This is a genomic window from Puniceibacterium sp. IMCC21224 (genome assembly GCF_001038505.1).
Lineage (GTDB): Bacteria > Pseudomonadota > Alphaproteobacteria > Rhodobacterales > Rhodobacteraceae > Puniceibacterium.
Genome location: NZ_LDPY01000005.1, coordinates 1 through 15,493 on the forward strand (window position 1 = coordinate 1; position 15,493 = coordinate 15,493).

At 58.5% G+C, this 15,493-nt stretch carries 17 protein-coding genes and 1 pseudogene; 1 reads left to right on the forward strand and 17 read right to left on the reverse strand.

The window, feature by feature from the left end:
• The 13 genes and pseudogenes from IMCC21224_RS26795 to IMCC21224_RS24190 form a co-directional block, all read right to left on the reverse strand.
• Positions 1 to 273, reverse strand: a pseudogene (locus IMCC21224_RS26795) (hypothetical protein); the annotation flags it as partial.
• A 17-nt stretch (positions 274 to 290) separates the two neighbouring features.
• Positions 291 to 506 (reverse strand): hypothetical protein, encoded by a 216-nt coding sequence (locus IMCC21224_RS26800; protein ID WP_053079197.1) that lies wholly within the window; start codon positions 504 to 506, stop codon positions 291 to 293.
• A 5-nt stretch (positions 507 to 511) separates the two neighbouring features.
• Positions 512 to 682, reverse strand: a complete 171-nt coding sequence (locus IMCC21224_RS28065) for a hypothetical protein (RefSeq protein WP_156178423.1) — start codon at positions 680 to 682, stop codon at positions 512 to 514.
• Between the two features lie 62 nt (positions 683 to 744).
• Positions 745 to 1,644 (reverse strand): hypothetical protein, encoded by a 900-nt coding sequence (locus tag IMCC21224_RS26805; protein WP_156178424.1) that lies wholly within the window; start codon positions 1,642 to 1,644, stop codon positions 745 to 747.
• Positions 1,641 to 3,467, reverse strand: coding sequence for a hypothetical protein (locus IMCC21224_RS24155; RefSeq protein ID WP_047998106.1), 1,827 nt, complete (start codon positions 3,465 to 3,467; stop codon positions 1,641 to 1,643). The genes IMCC21224_RS26805 and IMCC21224_RS24155 overlap by 4 nt, the downstream gene beginning before the upstream one ends.
• Positions 3,464 to 4,885: a tyrosine-type recombinase/integrase gene (locus tag IMCC21224_RS24160; RefSeq protein ID WP_047998105.1), complete on the reverse strand. Its 1,422-nt coding sequence runs from the start codon at positions 4,883 to 4,885 to the stop codon at positions 3,464 to 3,466. The genes IMCC21224_RS24155 and IMCC21224_RS24160 overlap by 4 nt, the downstream gene beginning before the upstream one ends.
• A 186-nt stretch (positions 4,886 to 5,071) precedes the next feature.
• On the reverse strand, positions 5,072 to 5,224 hold the full coding sequence (locus tag IMCC21224_RS28070; protein ID WP_156178425.1) for a hypothetical protein: 153 nt from the start codon (positions 5,222 to 5,224) through the stop codon (positions 5,072 to 5,074).
• Between the two features lie 11 nt (positions 5,225 to 5,235).
• A complete protein-coding gene (locus IMCC21224_RS24165) occupies positions 5,236 to 5,727 on the reverse strand; it encodes a DUF6878 family protein (protein WP_047998151.1) in 492 nt (163 codons plus the stop codon).
• A gap of 104 nt (positions 5,728 to 5,831) precedes the next feature.
• Positions 5,832 to 6,221 (reverse strand): DNA repair protein RadC, encoded by a 390-nt coding sequence (locus IMCC21224_RS24170; RefSeq protein ID WP_369796064.1) that lies wholly within the window; start codon positions 6,219 to 6,221, stop codon positions 5,832 to 5,834.
• A 225-nt stretch (positions 6,222 to 6,446) separates the two neighbouring features.
• Complete coding sequence (locus IMCC21224_RS24175; protein WP_047998153.1) at positions 6,447 to 6,947, reverse strand: hypothetical protein; 501 nt, start codon at positions 6,945 to 6,947, stop codon at positions 6,447 to 6,449.
• A 90-nt stretch (positions 6,948 to 7,037) separates the two neighbouring features.
• Positions 7,038 to 8,237 carry a hypothetical protein gene (locus IMCC21224_RS24180; protein ID WP_047998154.1) on the reverse strand — a complete coding sequence of 400 codons (1,200 nt, stop codon included), beginning with the start codon at positions 8,235 to 8,237 and terminating at the stop codon, positions 7,038 to 7,040.
• Between the two features lie 123 nt (positions 8,238 to 8,360).
• The gene (locus IMCC21224_RS24185) at positions 8,361 to 9,389 is read right to left on the reverse strand and encodes a PD-(D/E)XK nuclease family protein (RefSeq protein ID WP_369796073.1); all 1,029 of its coding nucleotides are present in this window, start codon (positions 9,387 to 9,389) and stop codon (positions 8,361 to 8,363) included.
• A 182-nt stretch (positions 9,390 to 9,571) separates the two neighbouring features.
• Positions 9,572 to 9,976, reverse strand: a complete 405-nt coding sequence (locus IMCC21224_RS24190; protein WP_047998156.1) for a single-stranded DNA-binding protein — start codon at positions 9,974 to 9,976, stop codon at positions 9,572 to 9,574.
• A gap of 475 nt (positions 9,977 to 10,451) precedes the next feature.
• Here IMCC21224_RS24190 and IMCC21224_RS28695 point away from each other — a divergent pair, with 475 nt between their 5' ends.
• Entirely contained in the window at positions 10,452 to 10,619 is a 168-nt protein-coding gene (locus IMCC21224_RS28695; RefSeq protein ID WP_231582221.1) for a hypothetical protein, read from the forward strand.
• Positions 10,620 to 10,871: 252 nt separating this feature from the next.
• Here the strand turns inward: IMCC21224_RS28695 and IMCC21224_RS24200 are convergent, their stop codons facing one another.
• From IMCC21224_RS24200 to IMCC21224_RS24210, 4 genes are all read right to left on the reverse strand, one after another.
• A complete protein-coding gene (locus IMCC21224_RS24200; RefSeq protein WP_047998157.1) occupies positions 10,872 to 13,631 on the reverse strand; it encodes a UvrD-helicase domain-containing protein in 2,760 nt (919 codons plus the stop codon).
• A 117-nt stretch (positions 13,632 to 13,748) separates the two neighbouring features.
• Positions 13,749 to 14,138: a hypothetical protein gene (locus tag IMCC21224_RS28075; protein WP_156178426.1), complete on the reverse strand. Its 390-nt coding sequence runs from the start codon at positions 14,136 to 14,138 to the stop codon at positions 13,749 to 13,751.
• 238 nt (positions 14,139 to 14,376) lie between these two features.
• The gene (locus IMCC21224_RS28330; protein ID WP_007803240.1) at positions 14,377 to 14,541 is read right to left on the reverse strand and encodes a hypothetical protein; all 165 of its coding nucleotides are present in this window, start codon (positions 14,539 to 14,541) and stop codon (positions 14,377 to 14,379) included.
• Positions 14,542 to 14,925: 384 nt separating this feature from the next.
• On the reverse strand, positions 14,926 to 15,399 hold the full coding sequence (locus tag IMCC21224_RS24210) for a hypothetical protein (RefSeq protein ID WP_047998159.1): 474 nt from the start codon (positions 15,397 to 15,399) through the stop codon (positions 14,926 to 14,928).
• Between the last annotated feature and the right edge of the window lie 94 nt (positions 15,400 to 15,493).

Below are 15,493 nucleotides of genomic sequence, written 5' to 3' on the forward strand. Positions count from 1 at the left end.
ATCTCCGTGCGGCGCACCGGCATAGCCCTCGAACATCGCCACGGAGGCATGCTGTACTGGATCTTTCCGGCAATCACGCCGAAAAGGGCGGTTCGCGATGTACCATGCGATGGTGCGCCGGAACTGGCGGGTGCTGAAATGCCAGGGGCGTCCGTCGACATGTGGAATTGCGGGCGGGTTTGCGACCTTTGCATCCAGACCGTCGCGGAACATCTTGATGATCGGCGACGCCTGCGCGGCAAGGTAATCCGCCGTCCAGTCCCAAGGCTTCAACGAGACCCAAAGAGATCTCAGGTCGCGCTCGCCGCGTGCGCGCCGTGACAGGACTTCCAAAGCATCGACCGCTCGGGCGACCGGCGCGATAGTGATCCAATCGGCGGAAACACCCGCCGCTCGCGGTGCTTATAGACGTTGCTGCGTACCCGATAGCGCTCGATCAGGTTGTCAGCACTGCGTTCAACCGAAACGCAGCCCGGCTCCATGTCCTGCAACTCGCTGTCGCGCATCCCCGTCAGATACGCGCAGACGATGTAGCAGGCCGCTGCAGCATCTGCTCTTCATGTGGCAGGCTGTCCGTGTCGAAACGCTCCCGCCAGGGCAGGCCGGTATCGGGATCGAGGGTGATCGGGGTATCCATTCCGCCGACCTCGGTTCCCATCTCACCCGCCATCTGGTCCAGCATCCTCACGGTCGCGGTGGAACTACTGAGGTTCCCCGTTTGAGGACAGCCGATCTGAAGGCACATCAGCCTGAAATTATACGCGTTGCCTTCCCTAACATCGGGGACACCGCGGGTGGTGTTTGGACGGCGCTCCCAGAGTGCACGCCCCGCCCTTCCGCCCGACGGGCCTCGAGCCAGGTGCGAAGACGGTAGCGAAACCGTTCGTGGCGGGTCTGGCGCGCATCCTCGGCAATAATCTGGGCAGCGCGGGCTTTAAGGCGATCCAGCTCTTCGCGCGCCGCGAGGATATCCGGAGCGAAGACATCGACGTATCGCATCGACCAGTGGAGCAGTGCGCCGATGACCGGTTCGGGGATGCGCGGCGTGGTGTTCTCCGAGCTCGTCCGGCTCCGACCGCTGACATTGCTTGCCGTGCGCCCACCCCAGGGCAGGAAGGGAATGCCGCCCCCGGTCACCCATGGCCCAAAATGATGGAGGTCGATGGGGACATCGACATAGAGGCGGATCTGTTGCGATGAACGTGCGCCGTCTGCCCCCAGATGCGCCAGATACGCGTCCAGCACTTGCTGGTCGACGCGCGCCAGTTCGACGGAACCGATACGATCGTGCAGGAACTCTCCGAAATGGCGCAGGAACAGCAATGTGCCCTTGGCGGTCGAGGGGCCGCAAGGGCCCCGGTAGCTGCGCAGAGGCGCCTGAAGGCGGGCAAGCATATACTCCTTGGCGAGCCGTCGAAGCGCGGGGTCTTCGATGGCGCCGAAGTCCACGCGAAACGCTGCCGGACGCGCGTTGGCGCGAAACATCGCTGGACTGAGATCCCAGACATCGTCGCCGAAGCGGGACAGCATCGACCGCTCCGATCCCGGTCTGAGCGGTCTGCCTGCGAGGATGTCGGTGTCGTCGGGATGGATTGCCGATGGCAGCGATGGCCTTGCGGTCGTGCAGTCTGGATTTGCTCTCATGCGAGACCCGCCTCCGGGGGAAGGTAGATCTGTGCCGATTGACTGGCCGTGAGGGCACGCGCGGCGGCTAAATCGGGCTCAGAGAATTGCGGCAATATCTGCGCAGAGATCCTGTGGTGGACCCGCCCGAACTTCGCCTGCCAATCTGCTTCGGACAAAACCTTGCGCTGGTCCACCACGAAATCCAGAAACGCCATCAGCGCGGGAAGCTTGCGAGTGGTGATGACGCCGTTGCGGCATTCGAGGCAGCCCCAGAACGGCACCGGGCAGGCCTCTCCCGACGTGGCGAACGGGCTGCTGTAGAAGCCGGAACAGCTTGCCAGCCATACATCCTGTTCGCCTGCCAGCAATGCCGGAACATCGGTCGCCAAGCCCTCCGGAAAACCGGGCTGAGCCGAAGACGGAGCTGCCAAGACTTCGACCTCGGCCTCCGGGGTCAACACGGTAGGCTGCAACGCATCTTCGACAGCGTCCATCAGCGCCTCGGCGATGGTAGCTTCGTGTATCGGCCGCAAGGCGGGAATGTCCCCATAGTGGTTCGCAGCAACCTCGACGGTATGTCCAACCGCAAACCGGCGCAGCTGACCGCCGGTCTTGCGATACCACGCAGCCTTGTGGGTCTTGCGCAAACGCGAGAGGCAGAGCTTCAACGGCTTCCCGTAATCATCCTGCAACCCGTGATGTTTGACCCAGACCTTTCTAGCGGATTGCATCGGCAGAACGACATCGGTCAGGCGCCCGCGGCAGTAAAACGTGAAAAGCTGCTCGCTCTTGAGATGACCGCGCGCCGTTGCGGTCCACTGAATTGCGAGGCGCAGGAGGCCGCCCGGGGTGCCTGACCCTCCGTCCCGAACCCGCAGCCGCTTCCACTCGGCATGACGGGCGCGGCGCTTGCAATACTCGATCTCGACATATCCGCTGGACGGGTTCTTGAGGCAGTCGGCACGCAGGGTCTTGATCGCTTCGATCTCGAGACCGGTCTCCAGCGACAGCAAAACAAAAAGGGCAATCAGATCGCCAAGAAGCAGATGCCGCGTGCCATGCATCCTGTCGCTCAGCCCCTCATTCGAAATCCCTGCATAGTTCCGTGCCCCGTAGAGTTGACGAAAAAGGTCGTTCTTGACGGTAATGAAACCGACACGGTCGATCTCCGCGAAGGCGTCCATCTCCAGCCGGTCGATGCGTGTCTCGCACTCCTGTTCAAGCGCCGGACGGAATCGCTGCATGATCGCTGCAACATCGGCACGTGCGGCCACCTTCAAGGCCACCCGGACACTGTCGCTGTAGGCATCGCGCGGGCGCGGTGGAACACCCGGGCGCGTACTGACATAGAATAATCGGCGGGAAGCCTCTTCGGAAAGGCGGCCTGGTTCGCCCGCATCCGCCAACCGCAGCAGCATCACTACATCTCCCATCTGGTGGCGGCGATGGTTGGGATGCTGCCCGCGCTCATCCATCCAGGCGTCGAAGCCTTCGATGGTAGCAACATCAATCTCGGCAAGCGCCTGTACGGATGAGTCTGTCGCATCGAGATAGCGCCAGAACCGATGGATGGCTTCGGCCAATGACATGGCGGTGCGGACGGTGCCGGCAGGGCCACCGACCTGACATGCCTGCCAGAGTGCCAGCGTGAAGGCCCGTGCAAGCGAATTGCGACCCGGCAAACGCGTCAGGTCCATCGTCGCAGTCTGTCCGGCCAAGGCAATCTCGAAACGGCGGGCGGTGATGGCAATGGCGGCCGCGGGACCGGGATCGGAAAGATTGTCAGGAAAACTCGCGCGTCGCCCTGGGCGGGGCTGTGAGACGCGGGCTCTGCCGGTCATCGATCCTCCGCCATGAGTTCGTCGGTCCAGCGATCCGCCGCCGCATCGACGAGTTCCTGCGCCTCGGCAAGGCTGTCGAGATAGATGTAGGTGCTAGCGATGTTCGCGTGGCCGAGGAGGTGCTGGAGATGGCGGAGCGGATCGCCAAGCATCTGCCGATAGGCAGCACCGTGCGCATCGGTCGGGTTGAAGATCCTGCCCACCTGTTCGCGGATCAGCATCGACAACATGTTGACCGCAAAGGTGTGCCGCAACATGTGCGGTGTGACGATGATATTGAGGCCGAAGGCCTGGCACCGCTGGCTTGCCCTACGAAACGCTACCTCCCAAGTACCCGACGACACGGGCTGGCCGCGTTCCGTGAGCCAGAGCGATGCGTGTTCAGGCATCCCATCAGGCGATCGCAGCAGCCGTTGGCGGTCTTGCGCAAGGAGCCTGGTCAGCGCGATGCGCCGACCACTGTCATCAATGGCGTTGCGGCCATCGGGTGACAATACAAAGGGGACGGCCGGACGAGGCGGCGCCTTGGCGGCGGCAATCCGGCGCTCGATATCGACGTAATCCCCGATCTGCTTGAGCACCCGGCGCGGCAACCGGATGCGTCGCGGGCGTTCGCCCTTGGTGATCACGGCCGGCAGATCGAAAGGAAGTATCCGTGGGCTGTCGGAGATCAGCCGGGGCAGTTCGTCTATGATCAGGCTACCGGCCTCGCCGAGGCGCATGCCTGTCGTGACGAGCAGTTCCGCGAAAACGGCATTCCGCTCGCCATTGCGGCAGCGCCAGGCTGGGTCCTCGGACCCGTCCGGCAATTTACCCCTCAGGCCGATATCCCGGAATACGAGGTAGCGCCCGAGATCGACGAATTGCATGTCATGCGGGCGCGCGGCACGTTCCCGCGCCCTGTTCCCCTCAACCACCTTCGGCGTTCCTCGCCCATGACCATGGCGAAAGGACAGGTCATATCGAAACGGCGAGGATGCGATCAGTCCCTCTTCAAGCGCCCACCGATACAGTTTGTCGAGCGCCGCGATCGCCCTGTTCCAACTGGATGCCGAAATCCGGAACGGTGCATCCGACAAACGCCGTGCATGGTGAAACGCGATGACATCGTTGTAATCGGCACGCCAAAGCTGCTTTCCACCACGCCGTTCTTCCAGAAACCGCATCCAGACGAAGATGTCATGGGCGTAGGCGCGCAAACTGTGCCGCGAACGCACCCCCATGGTCGGACAGGCGCGAAAGAACCGGTTCACGTCATGCAAGTAGCTTCCGTCCCGATCCAGTAAGAAGGGCATGCCATCCATCAGGTCGATCTTGCCAGCGGCCTCCGTCAGGGACACGGAAAGATCGGCCGGAACGCCTTCGACCGAAACGGGCGCGCGCAGCGCCGATCCGTCGGTGAAATAAAGCTGCGTCATCCATCCTCCAAAGGCGTTCGCGTCCAGAAAACGACGCCCGCGACTCCAGTCGCGCTAAAACCGAAGCGCCGCCAGCCCCGTCCCTACGGCCCTTTTGATGGAGAGCGGGCCGGGGCTGGCTCATCTCTCAATCCTAAGGTTCCGCATAACCCGCACCATGCACAGGAATAAGACGCTTCCATAGAGTCAGGATAAGGCATGGTGGCGCAAAGCACGGTGCCGGAAATCCGCTGTGATCGATTTCGAGGCGTCAAACCAAGCGTGCACGGCCAGGGTATCGTCGACCGTACCGCCCCATTTCATCACCGAAGACAGGGCGTGGTGATAAGGATGTGCCATCGTTGCCCCCCTCAGAAGTCGTGGGTGAAGAGTTCGGACGAGGTGAACCGCTCGTTGAACTTCAGATGGATGCAGCGCGCACCCGCGTCGAAGCAAAATTCGCCATAGGCACCGTCGTTGTTTTCCCACCCACCATGGGTGTAACTGAGTAAATCGTAGGCCAATTGTTCGACGACATCTTCCAGAGAGAGGCTCCGCATTTCAACCTCGGGGGCGTCCCACGTGATCGCGGCATAGGAGATTTCGGTCGCGGGTAAGTCGACGGCCTTATCGCCGGACCAGGCACCGATGCTTTCGATCTGGCCGCTGTCACCGGCACCGTCGAAGGTCACGGTAACATGGGTGATGTCGGCTGCCATAAGGCCGTCGAACAGGCGATCCTTGTTGCCGGGCCGAAGAGCCTCGATCCGGGCGGCTTGCTCGGCATGCCCGGCGAGGATCGCCCCGAAATCGACCGTGGAAGGCCGCATAGGGGCTGTAAGAGTGGGTTCAGTATGGGTCATGGGAATCTCCGTTCAATGTGGACTGGTCAGACCCCTCGGGTGGCGCACTCTTCTGCACCCCCAAAGGCTCAAACCCTCCCTGGCCCTCCTCTGTCTCTCTAGTCTCACGCCGCGATCTGCAGCGCCCGAGCGGCAAACGCGCGCCACAGCGGATCGACAAGGCGTGCGTCCAGAAGATCGGCCCGGTGACGCAGCCGCTGCGCGAGATCGGATTCGTCCCATTCGGCAGCGCGGGCGGCTTGTGTGCGGGACTGGCAAGCTTCGGTTACGACAGCGCGGGCCTCGACTGCGTTCGCAACAGGATTGCACCATGCGACTGCGCCGTCGCTGGCGGCCCCGGCCAGAACAAGACGTTCGTCGCGATCAAGTATCGCAAGAATCTGCGGGGCGGCATCAGGGCCGATATCTTCGGCATGGTCGATCGCCCCTCGCATGGCTTCGGCCAGCGTATCGAAACGATCCAGGATCTTGGGGTGCGCCTGTCCAGACATCATGGCGGCTGGCGTTCGCGTCGCAGTCGTCAACGTAAAGGATAAACAGGGATCGGCAGGCGGGTTCGGGAGCGCCGTCGCGAAGCCCGTAGAGTGTGTTATCGGCTGGATTTGGAAAGGAAGATCGAACATGTGGGTATCTCCGACGGTGCGGGAAGCCTCTCTCCCCACTTCAACCGTCAAAGACCAAACAGCTGCCCTCTCACTCGAAGGAGCGACAACGATCCGTCATTTGGACGCTGGTAAATCGCTCCATCGAACCCGCAGGTAGCGACCTTCGCGTTTTGGCAATTCCTTACGGTCGATCATTCTGGCCGAAACCTGAAAGTCCTCGTTGATCTTCACGACCAATAGCTTGTTGAAATTTCCATTTGTGTCGACCACGACCACGTCTTTCGTTTTGAACGGCGTAATGGTTTTAACTTCCACGTGGTCGTTGCCAAGCCTTCCATCAGCCCCTTGGGCATAGGTTTTATTCAGCTTGATGCCGTATGTGATAGCACCAAAAAGTTCGCCGATATCGCCGTAGACAGAAAGGTGAAGGCCCGTTTCCAGATGATAGCTCTCAGCAAGCGAGATAAGATTTTCAAAATAGGGGATCATGGACCTGATCGCGTTCGGGTATTTTGCGCCCCATTCCTTGTAGCGAAGCTGCTCGTCGATCTCCGACCAGGTAACCCATTCGCCATCATCGTAAAATGCGCGATCCGACCAATCTATTTCTTCCATTTATGTTCGCCCAACTTGAATCACTTCAAGCAAGTAGCAATTCAATTTGGCAATAAAGTGGCCGGAGGCAACAGAGCCTCCGGCACTGTGTCAGCCGACCCGGTCGAGGAGCTTCTTAGCGCGCCCCTCCATGTCGAGGCGGGCATCCTGCTGGGTCTTGTCGCGCGCCAGCCGCGTGATCCCCTGCACGAAATCGAAGATGCTCTCAGGCGGGCGGCCCTCTTCCATCAACACCTTCTCGATGATCTTGCCGCTCTCCGCCTTCGAGAAGCCCCGTTTGCGCAGGAAATCTGCGCGATCCTCGTCGCTGCGCGCCACGATCTGCTGTCGCGCCGCCTTGATGCCATTCATGAAACTTTGCGGCGAGGAATTGGCAAACCGCGTCAGCGCGGGCGCGGCCTCGTGGGCGAAACGCGACGCGGCATATTTCGAGTGACGGATCTTGATCTCCTGAAAATCCTCGACGCCCCAGAGGTTGCGGTTCTGGCACACAGCCCGCAGGTAGAAGCTTGCCATGCCAAGGGTCTTGGCTCCGACCTCCGAGTTCCAGCAATAGAAGCCCCGGAAGTAGAGATCAGGGGAACCGTCGGGCAGCTTGCCCGCCTCAATCGGGTTGCGATCGTCGACCAGGAATAGGAAGATATCGCGGTCCGAGGCATAAAGCGTAGTCGTGTCGCGGCTGATCTCGACATCGGGGTTGTAGACCCCAGTCGACCAGTCGAGCACGCCCGGCACCTTCCAGCGCGTATCGCCCGTGCCATTGCCCGCGATACGCTGCACCGCCTCGACCAGCTCGTGGTCATGGATGCGGCCATAGTCAGGGCCGGTGACCGCGCGCAGTTCCGTGCAGCCGTCTTCGGTCTCGAAGGTTTTCACCTGCTCGGCGCGGTGATTGGTCAGACCGTATTGCAGGTTGATACCCGCCAACGGCGCAGGCAACTGCCGCAGGTAGGACGCCGGCGCGCCGACGATACTGGCAAGCTGGCCAAACGCCCAATGCGTGGGCGCGACAGGTTTATGCGCTTTCGGCAGGACCAAGTGCAGCAGTTCGGCGCTGTCGCGCGCGGCCTCGACGCGGATGTCCACCGTCTGCACCACGCGGCTGCGGCTGCGCTCGGACCGACCCTTCACATTGGCCCAGAGATCATCGAGCGAGAGATACCGCTCGTCATCAGGCCGATTGAACCATTCGGACGACACCCGCCCGTTCCGCTCACCCCGGCTCACGTCCACTTTCCAGCCGCCAGCCCGCGCCGGTTGCACCGGATCCAGAACTTCTACAACACTCATCGGATATCTCCTGCAACGGGCGCCGGGAGCCACTCTCCCAGCCTTCAACCCGTCACCGGGAACCCGGCACTCCTCGGACTCTAAAAATGCGGATACCCACCATCAGTCTGAGAGCAAGACCAATCAGGGGAGCTTTTTGTCGGGTACCAGTGCAGCCCAGCCACGCACAGCATCTTGGTGTGAGATTAACCATTCGCGTAAGGAACGGGTTGCGACAATCCCTGTGCGCACGGACTCAATCTGCTCATCAAAGGGCGTGAAATGATCCAACGCCGGAGTTGGCACCACCAGCATGAGACCGGCGCGCCCTGACTTACGCTTGTTTACCGTTGGGATAGCACGGATGCCCGTTCCGGCCAAATCTGCCGAGATTTGGGCAGCAAGTTCATTAAAATGATCGCCCCACGTGTAGAAGTTGATATTGGCATTTGCCTCGCGAAGCTGATGGACGATCCGCATCTGCGGCAAGAATGTCCATTTCGGTAGGGTTTCTGGAGCGAAGATCATGGTCACACTGTCGGCGGCGCTTTCGCGCAGCATCGAGGGTCCAGGGACGAGCTCAGGTGCGGTTTCGCGCAACAGCGCGACATAACGTTCGGTAAATTGCCGCTTGGCTGGATGGACAACCTGGGTATAGCCGCGCCGCTGTTTTTCGATAGCCTGCCGCATCATGCTAGCGCGATGCGCAAGCCGACCACCCAATTCGCCTGTCTCACGAGCGGCGCGGGTTTCAAAAAACTTGGCGAGACTTTCGTAGCTGATTGCGTGGTCGAAACCCGCGGCGAAGACCGCATTTGCAGCGCGATATTCCTGCGGACAAACAAGGATCGTGCGTACCAGATGATAACCAGCCGCCTGTTCGACAGCTTCAGCACGATAGGATTCGGCCTGACGTGGCTGTTCAGATGTGTCGAGTTTGTTCTCGATCAACAACAGGACATCCCCAGCATTCGTCTGCACCCGAACCGAAATATCGATCTCGCGTCGACTGTGGATGCGGCGCACGGAGTGCATGACCGACGCGTGCTCAACTACCAATTCACTTAGGCTGATAGATCTTAGTATGGCCGAAATGAACAAAGGTGAGGCAGCAAATTCCTCGACTAGCAGAAGATCGATATCACGCTCAGTGGCGTGGGTCAGGACAAGCATTTCGTTCACACACAGCACCTCAGTCAGCAAGTTGTGCAACAACGACATGCGAATGTGGCATTGCTCGGGCGGGACGGTGACCAGTCTACTATTCGGTCCACTTCGTGACTGAAATGAAGGCAGGTCGCTTAAGCCGAACCCGGCGGTTAACCCCGCCGGGCCCTAGGGGGAGACCCCGTTCCTCAGAACGGGATCTCGTCGTCGCGGTCGACCAGCTCGGGGTTTTCGTTCTCAGTCGACTTCGGGCGGCTCAGGAAGTCGACCTTCTCGGCGATGATCTCGCAGCCGTAGCGGTCGTTCCCCATGCTGTCGATCCATTTGGTGTAGTGGATTCGGCCGTGGACGAGGACCTTCATGCCCTTTTCGCAATGCTCCGCGACCGTCTTGCCGAGCCCGTTGAAGCAGGTGATGCGGTGCCATTCGGTGTCCATGACCCGGTAGCCGTTGTCGTCACGCAGCACGCGACCTTCCGAGAGGCGGGGGCGCGAGGTAGCGAGGCTGAAGTTGGTGATGTTGGTGCCGCCCTGAGTGGTGCGAGTTTCGGGTTTCTGACCGATGTTGCCGGCGAGGATGACGATGTTCTGCATGATAAGCTCCTGTGTTTCCTGTCTTCGGGACCGTCCCTTCGACAAGACCCTGAAAAAGCCCGTCGGGTGACGCGTGCACGGTGGACAGCATGGACATCGGAAACCCCCAGAGGCCCGGGGTGGAGCGGGCAGGACGCCACAGGCGGCCAACACGGCCCGGGCTGACGCGGGGTTGTGCGCAGGAGACCGAACGGGGTTAGGGGATTGTCAGTCGAAGGGATGGACCAGAAGCCAGAGAGGCGCGGATGGCTCATGCCAGACCCTGTCATCTTGCCAATCGAGGCTGCTTGACCCCAAGCCCAGCACACCAAAGGCGGCGAAAACAAGGATCATCTGCTCCCGCCACCCCTACCCCTGCCTGCCGGGAGTTGCGGGCCCATGCCACGACGGGCTATCGATACCGGAACATTCAGAAAACGAGGCACCAATGGCTGATTTCGATCTCTAGGCACCGTCGCTCATCGAGCTGAAGAAAATGCAAAATGACGTTACCAACGCGATTTCCACCTTCGAGGATCGGCAGAAACCGGAAGCCCGCGCCAGAGATGAGGCTTTGTCCACAGAGATGGGCAACTCCCTTGTCGAACTGATAGGCATCGACAGGAAAACAGCCCGCGTGCCTGCCGTTGCAAAATACCGGTAACCTGAGAGCCCGGCGATCACCTAGTCTGTCCTTGGGAGCAAGCCTCACCAGTTCATGGACGGGCTGACCGCTGGAAGAACAGCAAAGGGCTCTGCTATCGGTTGGGAACCGGAGAAAGAGTTAGCGGCGCTTACTTGACACTTGTGAAGCGTTGATGCCGCCGTGCAACTTCACGAAAAAGGACATTGGCCTGCAGTCCAATATCTATAAACGTCAAATAACTGCACATTTTCCTTAAAAATGAATGGCCTGTTAGTTGCTTCGATTAGTGTTCTCCATGGCATCTCGCGGATCGGTTATAGGTGCGGTTGTACGGCATCTAGGAAACGACGAACATCCGAGAAACGGCTGATTATTCTGCCCACTTCTAACCACCATCGTTCCCTGATTGCAGGTTGGACATGTAGCACCATCGGATATGGGCTTTTTCAGTCGAACCGTATGAGCTGACGTGGTTTCATTTGAGCTAAAAGACAAAAGTCTTTTGGTGTAACCACATCCTGGGTGCGCGCTACAGGCTTCGAATGGGCCATACCTACCAGTTTTCTGACTCAATGTGCCCGTTTCGCATTTTGGGCAAAACTTCATCGTGGCCCCGTCTATTTTAATCTCGGTATGGCCATCCTTTGCGAGCTCGATAACAAACCGTGAAGGCTTGTCTTGCAGTGTATAGATACGTGTTTGGCGACGGGCGCGCGTCAGCGAAACATAGAATAAGCGACGTTCCTCAGCTAATGGGAAATCATCAGGCTCTGGCATTGCCAACTGCAGCACCGGATCATCAACGATTTGACTGGGAAAACCCATCAGGCCTTCCGTCACATTGAGCAGCATAACGTAGTCAGCTTCCAGGCCTTTCGAGGCATGCGCCGTAGAGAAGCTGAGATCGAGTTGACTACCGAATGCACGCTTCCATGCGTTCAAGCTTGCAGGCTTGTCCTTGTGGTACCGTCCCAGCAGCATGACGGTGACCTTCTTGCCGTTTGCAATATCGAGATCACCAGCCTTTGCTGCACCAAATAGTTGCTCTAAATGCCTCTCCAGGCGATCTATCGCAGAGCTCATCGTCTCGGCTGCGAATACATGTAACGGCGGCGTCTCATAGGTGTTCGTGGTTTCGACGGTCTTCTTGATCTGTTTCGGGTTCTTCTGGATGAATTCGCTTGATGCGTCGCACAAGATCTTCGGGCATCGAAATGTCTTACTCAAAGTCAGCCGGGTCGAATTCGGAAATGTCTTTTCGAAACCCGTCATGACCGAGATGTCTGCCCCCGCAAAGCGGTTGATGCCCTGCCAGTCATCGCCGACAACACACAGGTTTGACGACGGTTCAGCACTTTCCTTCAGAGTCTTGAGAAGTCGCATTTTTGCTTGCGACACATCCTGAAATTCGTCCGCGAGAACCATTTTGTATGGGCTCTTGTATGTGCCGCACTCGATGTGGTGGATGGCGGCCAGCAGCATATCGTCAAAATCGACGCTTTCTTCTGATTGCAGAAGTCGCTGCCATTCATCGGCGACCCTCTCGTAAATCTTCACAAAACGGGTCAGCCGCTCACGGTGACCTCGTTCAAGCTTAGCGATTGCGTTGTGAAGATCCTGATGGCTTAGGCCATTGCTTTTGACGTGCTGTTGAAACGCGCGGATTGTGGAGGCCAGCTGTTTTGCTGGGATGGGTTCTTGTCCGGGCGACGGGCGGCTCTCATCAAATTCAAGGATCTCACCACGCTGTTCAAGCTCTACCCTTAGGCGATCAATGTCGTCGCCATTTCTTAGACCGTGCGATGTGGTTTCAAAGAGCTGCGTCTTCTTTTCTTTGTGCAGCGTTCTCTTCCAGCGGACTCCTGCGACATAGTCGCCGGAAAAATGCGCCGGTGCATTTCCTTTCACGTCGAGCGCAAAATGCTCGTGATAGAGATTGGTGCGAGGGTAGTAAAAATCTGGATGGTACTGCGAATGTTCCTCGGAGACGGTGTCATGCTCATAGGGAGATTCGTATTGATACGGGACGCCATAGTAGAACAGGAAGTCGCAAATCATCCGCTCTTCTTGGCTCTTCACGTACTTTCCGTCTGCAGTTTGAATGCTGCCTTGGCCGGTCGCGTCGGAGCGAGGTTGTTTGATGCTCTCCCATTCCCCAATGTCGCGACCGTAGACTGTCCTGAACATATCCCAGTCCAGTCTGAAACGAGGATCTCGCTGGCACAGATCATCCACAATCTCGGAGATTGCTTGAACATCTCCGCCAAGCTCAACCCAATCCGCCAATCTGGGTTTACGCCCAGTGCTTTTCCCGATCACTTCGAGACCAAAGGCGTTAAATGTCTTTACGCTGATAAGCCCGATATTTTCTATTCCGCTAAGGCGTTCTTTGATACGAGCTTCCAACTCGTCTTTCACAGACCGGTTGAACGCCAGTATCAAGATTTGCTCAGGCAGCGCGAGGCCTTCTCTCAATACATATCCAACACGTGCCACGATCGTAGAGGTTTTCCCGGAACCGGCAGCCGCAACGATTTGCACTGCGTCGTCCATGCAGATGCAACATTCCACCTGCTCATCAGTCAAAGGGTTGCGTTCGACCGAAGAGAAAAAATCAGATAGCTTTTCTCTCTGACTTATAAGAAATCTAGAATTGTGATGTGCGAACTCCAAACCGAGCGCTTCCTCGCACCGGGTCAAGCGAGATCTAGCTATTGAATCTGATATTATTGAAATACCCTGTTTAGCGACCGGCTCCTCCGGCGAGCCCCCATTTTCATAAGGTGGGAATTTCTGGGTGATCTCTGATGCTAAACTTTTCGGGATCCATTTGCTCCAGTTGACGGAGGGCTCCCACTTGTTTCGCCACTCAGAGAAATCTGAATCACTGCCAATAGAAGGAGGCTTTGGTTGCTCTATCTTGTTCTGTGTTTTTTGGTGTCTGGAGCCCATATGCGGGCGCTTTTCGTCATTGCCAAGCAATGAGCCCAGCCCACCCAGAACGGCAGCACCAATTAACCATTCAATCATTCGGTTTCTCTATGGGATAGAGTTGAAGATCACAGTTGAAAACCCGAAGAAACCAAGTAAGCATCTGACTCATAGCATTTGTTAAGGGGGGTGTACTCAAGATTGCGCGGTGAGACATCAGAACGGCGGATCATCGTCGAATGAATGTCTTGGCTGCCCATCGTTAGGCACAGATGTGCTTTCTGGCCCGCCACCTGGCTTTCCATCTGTGAAATAAATTTGGTAACCTTGATCACTACGGCTACGAACATGTGAGCGTGCGTTCGAACTATCCCAGGCAGAAAGTTCCTCGTATGTACTAAATCTAGGTCCAGGTGCATAACCCTTTGCCATCATAGCAGCTGACCAAGCGTCAATGCCACCCTGTTCTTTGGAACTAGCATGTGATGATTCGCCGTTCCAATTTGACTTTTCGCTTCGACTTGAGCGTACATATTCGCGCGAATAGCCGTCGATTATATCCACCGCGTCTGCACCAGCGCCGTATACATCTTCAAAATCGCCCATACTATCACCTCTTTTCAATTGACGAGAGTAGAAGCTTTTTCGCGCAAAAGAATGGCTTTTCTTAGTCGCGACCAACGTCCAATCAACTCATTGCCCAACTCCTGGCAAACGCCACCCCAAAGATACATAGGCTTGGCGTTGTTGCACAGCATTGACTGTGGGCGATTCACTTCGTGAAGCAATGCGTTTAGGTGCGGCGGTGCCATGCCCGAGCTCGTGGAAAGTGAGGCCAGAGGCCTCACCCGAAGGGATCGTATTCCGAAACGATTACGACCTCGTCGCCGTCGATTTCATCGGCGGGGACGGCGCCGAAGGTTCCATCTCCTGCCTGGAAGACGACGATCGAGACCATGAGCGTGGCGGCGAGGGAGGCTGCGAAGGCGTGTGCATCTTTGCGGGACATCTGTTTGGCTCCTGTCTTGGAGGCGAGGGACCATCCCCCGCGCGACAGGACCCCGCAGGCCCGAAGACTGGCTGACATCACCGGGTGCGTTCGGCTCGTCCGAATCCACCCGGCGGCACGGGCTTGCCCGTAGTCCGACCCCTCGCGGGTTGATCTCGAAGACAGAATTTGGGCCAAGGAAGGGAATGGCGAGCGGGGGATGGTTCCCTGACGACTGGAGCGCGTTGTCCCGCTGATGCTTTTGCCGCCAGCCTCCCGGCTAAGCTCTTGGTTGAAGACCTCCTTCCTTGGGGATGGCTCCTTTGGCGCCCCGCGACATCGCGGGACAAGGTTGTGATGGATGAGAGGCCCGCGCTTGGGCGGGCCCCTCGGTTTCAGTTGGGCTCAGGCGGCCAGGTCCGCGCCCCCTGCCCTATCGCTGTTTTCATCGCCGACGATCTCGAGACGTGCATTGCGATAGCCCTCCCGCGCGATCCAGAGCTCGGCCGCGGTGATGGATTCCGCCAGATGCAGCAGTTCCGTGTTGCCACCGAAGTCGAGAAGTACGCGCACTTGGCCGGGCTTCGGCTCCTCGGCCACCTCGAAGACAAGGCGGCTGTCCGCCGAGTGACTGCGCATGATGGTGACGAGAATGACCCCGTCAGAGGCGAAGTTGCCCTCATGCAGCGTGAAGGAGGCCGGTGCCGTCCAGGTCGGATAGGACCGGGGCGGTTCCTTCTTCACGAGACGGCCGACGCCGTTCGAACGCTCCCAGGCCGCCAGCTTCTTGGTGAAGCGTGCGGGCGGCTTGGGGCTGCCGTCGGTGTAGCGAATGAGCGCCCCGAGGGGTGCGGTGTCGATGATGGTTGTTGCAGACATGATTCCTCATTCAGAATGCGAGTAATCGCACTCATCCTATTGATATTGTTCAGTTATCAGGTGGTTTGGGGGCGGAATGCCCGCCCCCTGCTGG

Coding starts and splice junctions, on each gene's coding strand:
- IMCC21224_RS26800 (WP_053079197.1), bottom strand. CDS start 506: ATGCGCGACAGCGAGTTGCAGGACATGGAGCCGGGCTGCGTTTCGGTT.
- IMCC21224_RS28065 (WP_156178423.1), bottom strand. CDS start 682: ATGCTGGACCAGATGGCGGGTGAGATGGGAACCGAGGTCGGCGGAATG.
- IMCC21224_RS26805 (WP_156178424.1), bottom strand. CDS start 1,644: ATGAGAGCAAATCCAGACTGCACGACCGCAAGGCCATCGCTGCCATCG.
- IMCC21224_RS24155 (WP_047998106.1), bottom strand. CDS start 3,467: ATGACCGGCAGAGCCCGCGTCTCACAGCCCCGCCCAGGGCGACGCGCG.
- IMCC21224_RS24160 (WP_047998105.1), bottom strand. CDS start 4,885: ATGACGCAGCTTTATTTCACCGACGGATCGGCGCTGCGCGCGCCCGTT.
- IMCC21224_RS28070 (WP_156178425.1), bottom strand. CDS start 5,224: ATGGCACATCCTTATCACCACGCCCTGTCTTCGGTGATGAAATGGGGC.
- IMCC21224_RS24165 (WP_047998151.1), bottom strand. CDS start 5,727: ATGACCCATACTGAACCCACTCTTACAGCCCCTATGCGGCCTTCCACG.
- IMCC21224_RS24170 (WP_369796064.1), bottom strand. CDS start 6,221: ATGATGTCTGGACAGGCGCACCCCAAGATCCTGGATCGTTTCGATACG.
- IMCC21224_RS24175 (WP_047998153.1), bottom strand. CDS start 6,947: ATGGAAGAAATAGATTGGTCGGATCGCGCATTTTACGATGATGGCGAA.
- IMCC21224_RS24180 (WP_047998154.1), bottom strand. CDS start 8,237: ATGAGTGTTGTAGAAGTTCTGGATCCGGTGCAACCGGCGCGGGCTGGC.
- IMCC21224_RS24185 (WP_369796073.1), bottom strand. CDS start 9,389: ATGCTTGTCCTGACCCACGCCACTGAGCGTGATATCGATCTTCTGCTA.
- IMCC21224_RS24190 (WP_047998156.1), bottom strand. CDS start 9,976: ATGCAGAACATCGTCATCCTCGCCGGCAACATCGGTCAGAAACCCGAA.
- IMCC21224_RS28695 (WP_231582221.1), top strand. CDS start 10,452: ATGCAAAATGACGTTACCAACGCGATTTCCACCTTCGAGGATCGGCAG.
- IMCC21224_RS24200 (WP_047998157.1), bottom strand. CDS start 13,631: ATGATTGAATGGTTAATTGGTGCTGCCGTTCTGGGTGGGCTGGGCTCA.
- IMCC21224_RS28075 (WP_156178426.1), bottom strand. CDS start 14,138: ATGGGCGATTTTGAAGATGTATACGGCGCTGGTGCAGACGCGGTGGAT.
- IMCC21224_RS28330 (WP_007803240.1), bottom strand. CDS start 14,541: ATGTCCCGCAAAGATGCACACGCCTTCGCAGCCTCCCTCGCCGCCACG.
- IMCC21224_RS24210 (WP_047998159.1), bottom strand. CDS start 15,399: ATGTCTGCAACAACCATCATCGACACCGCACCCCTCGGGGCGCTCATT.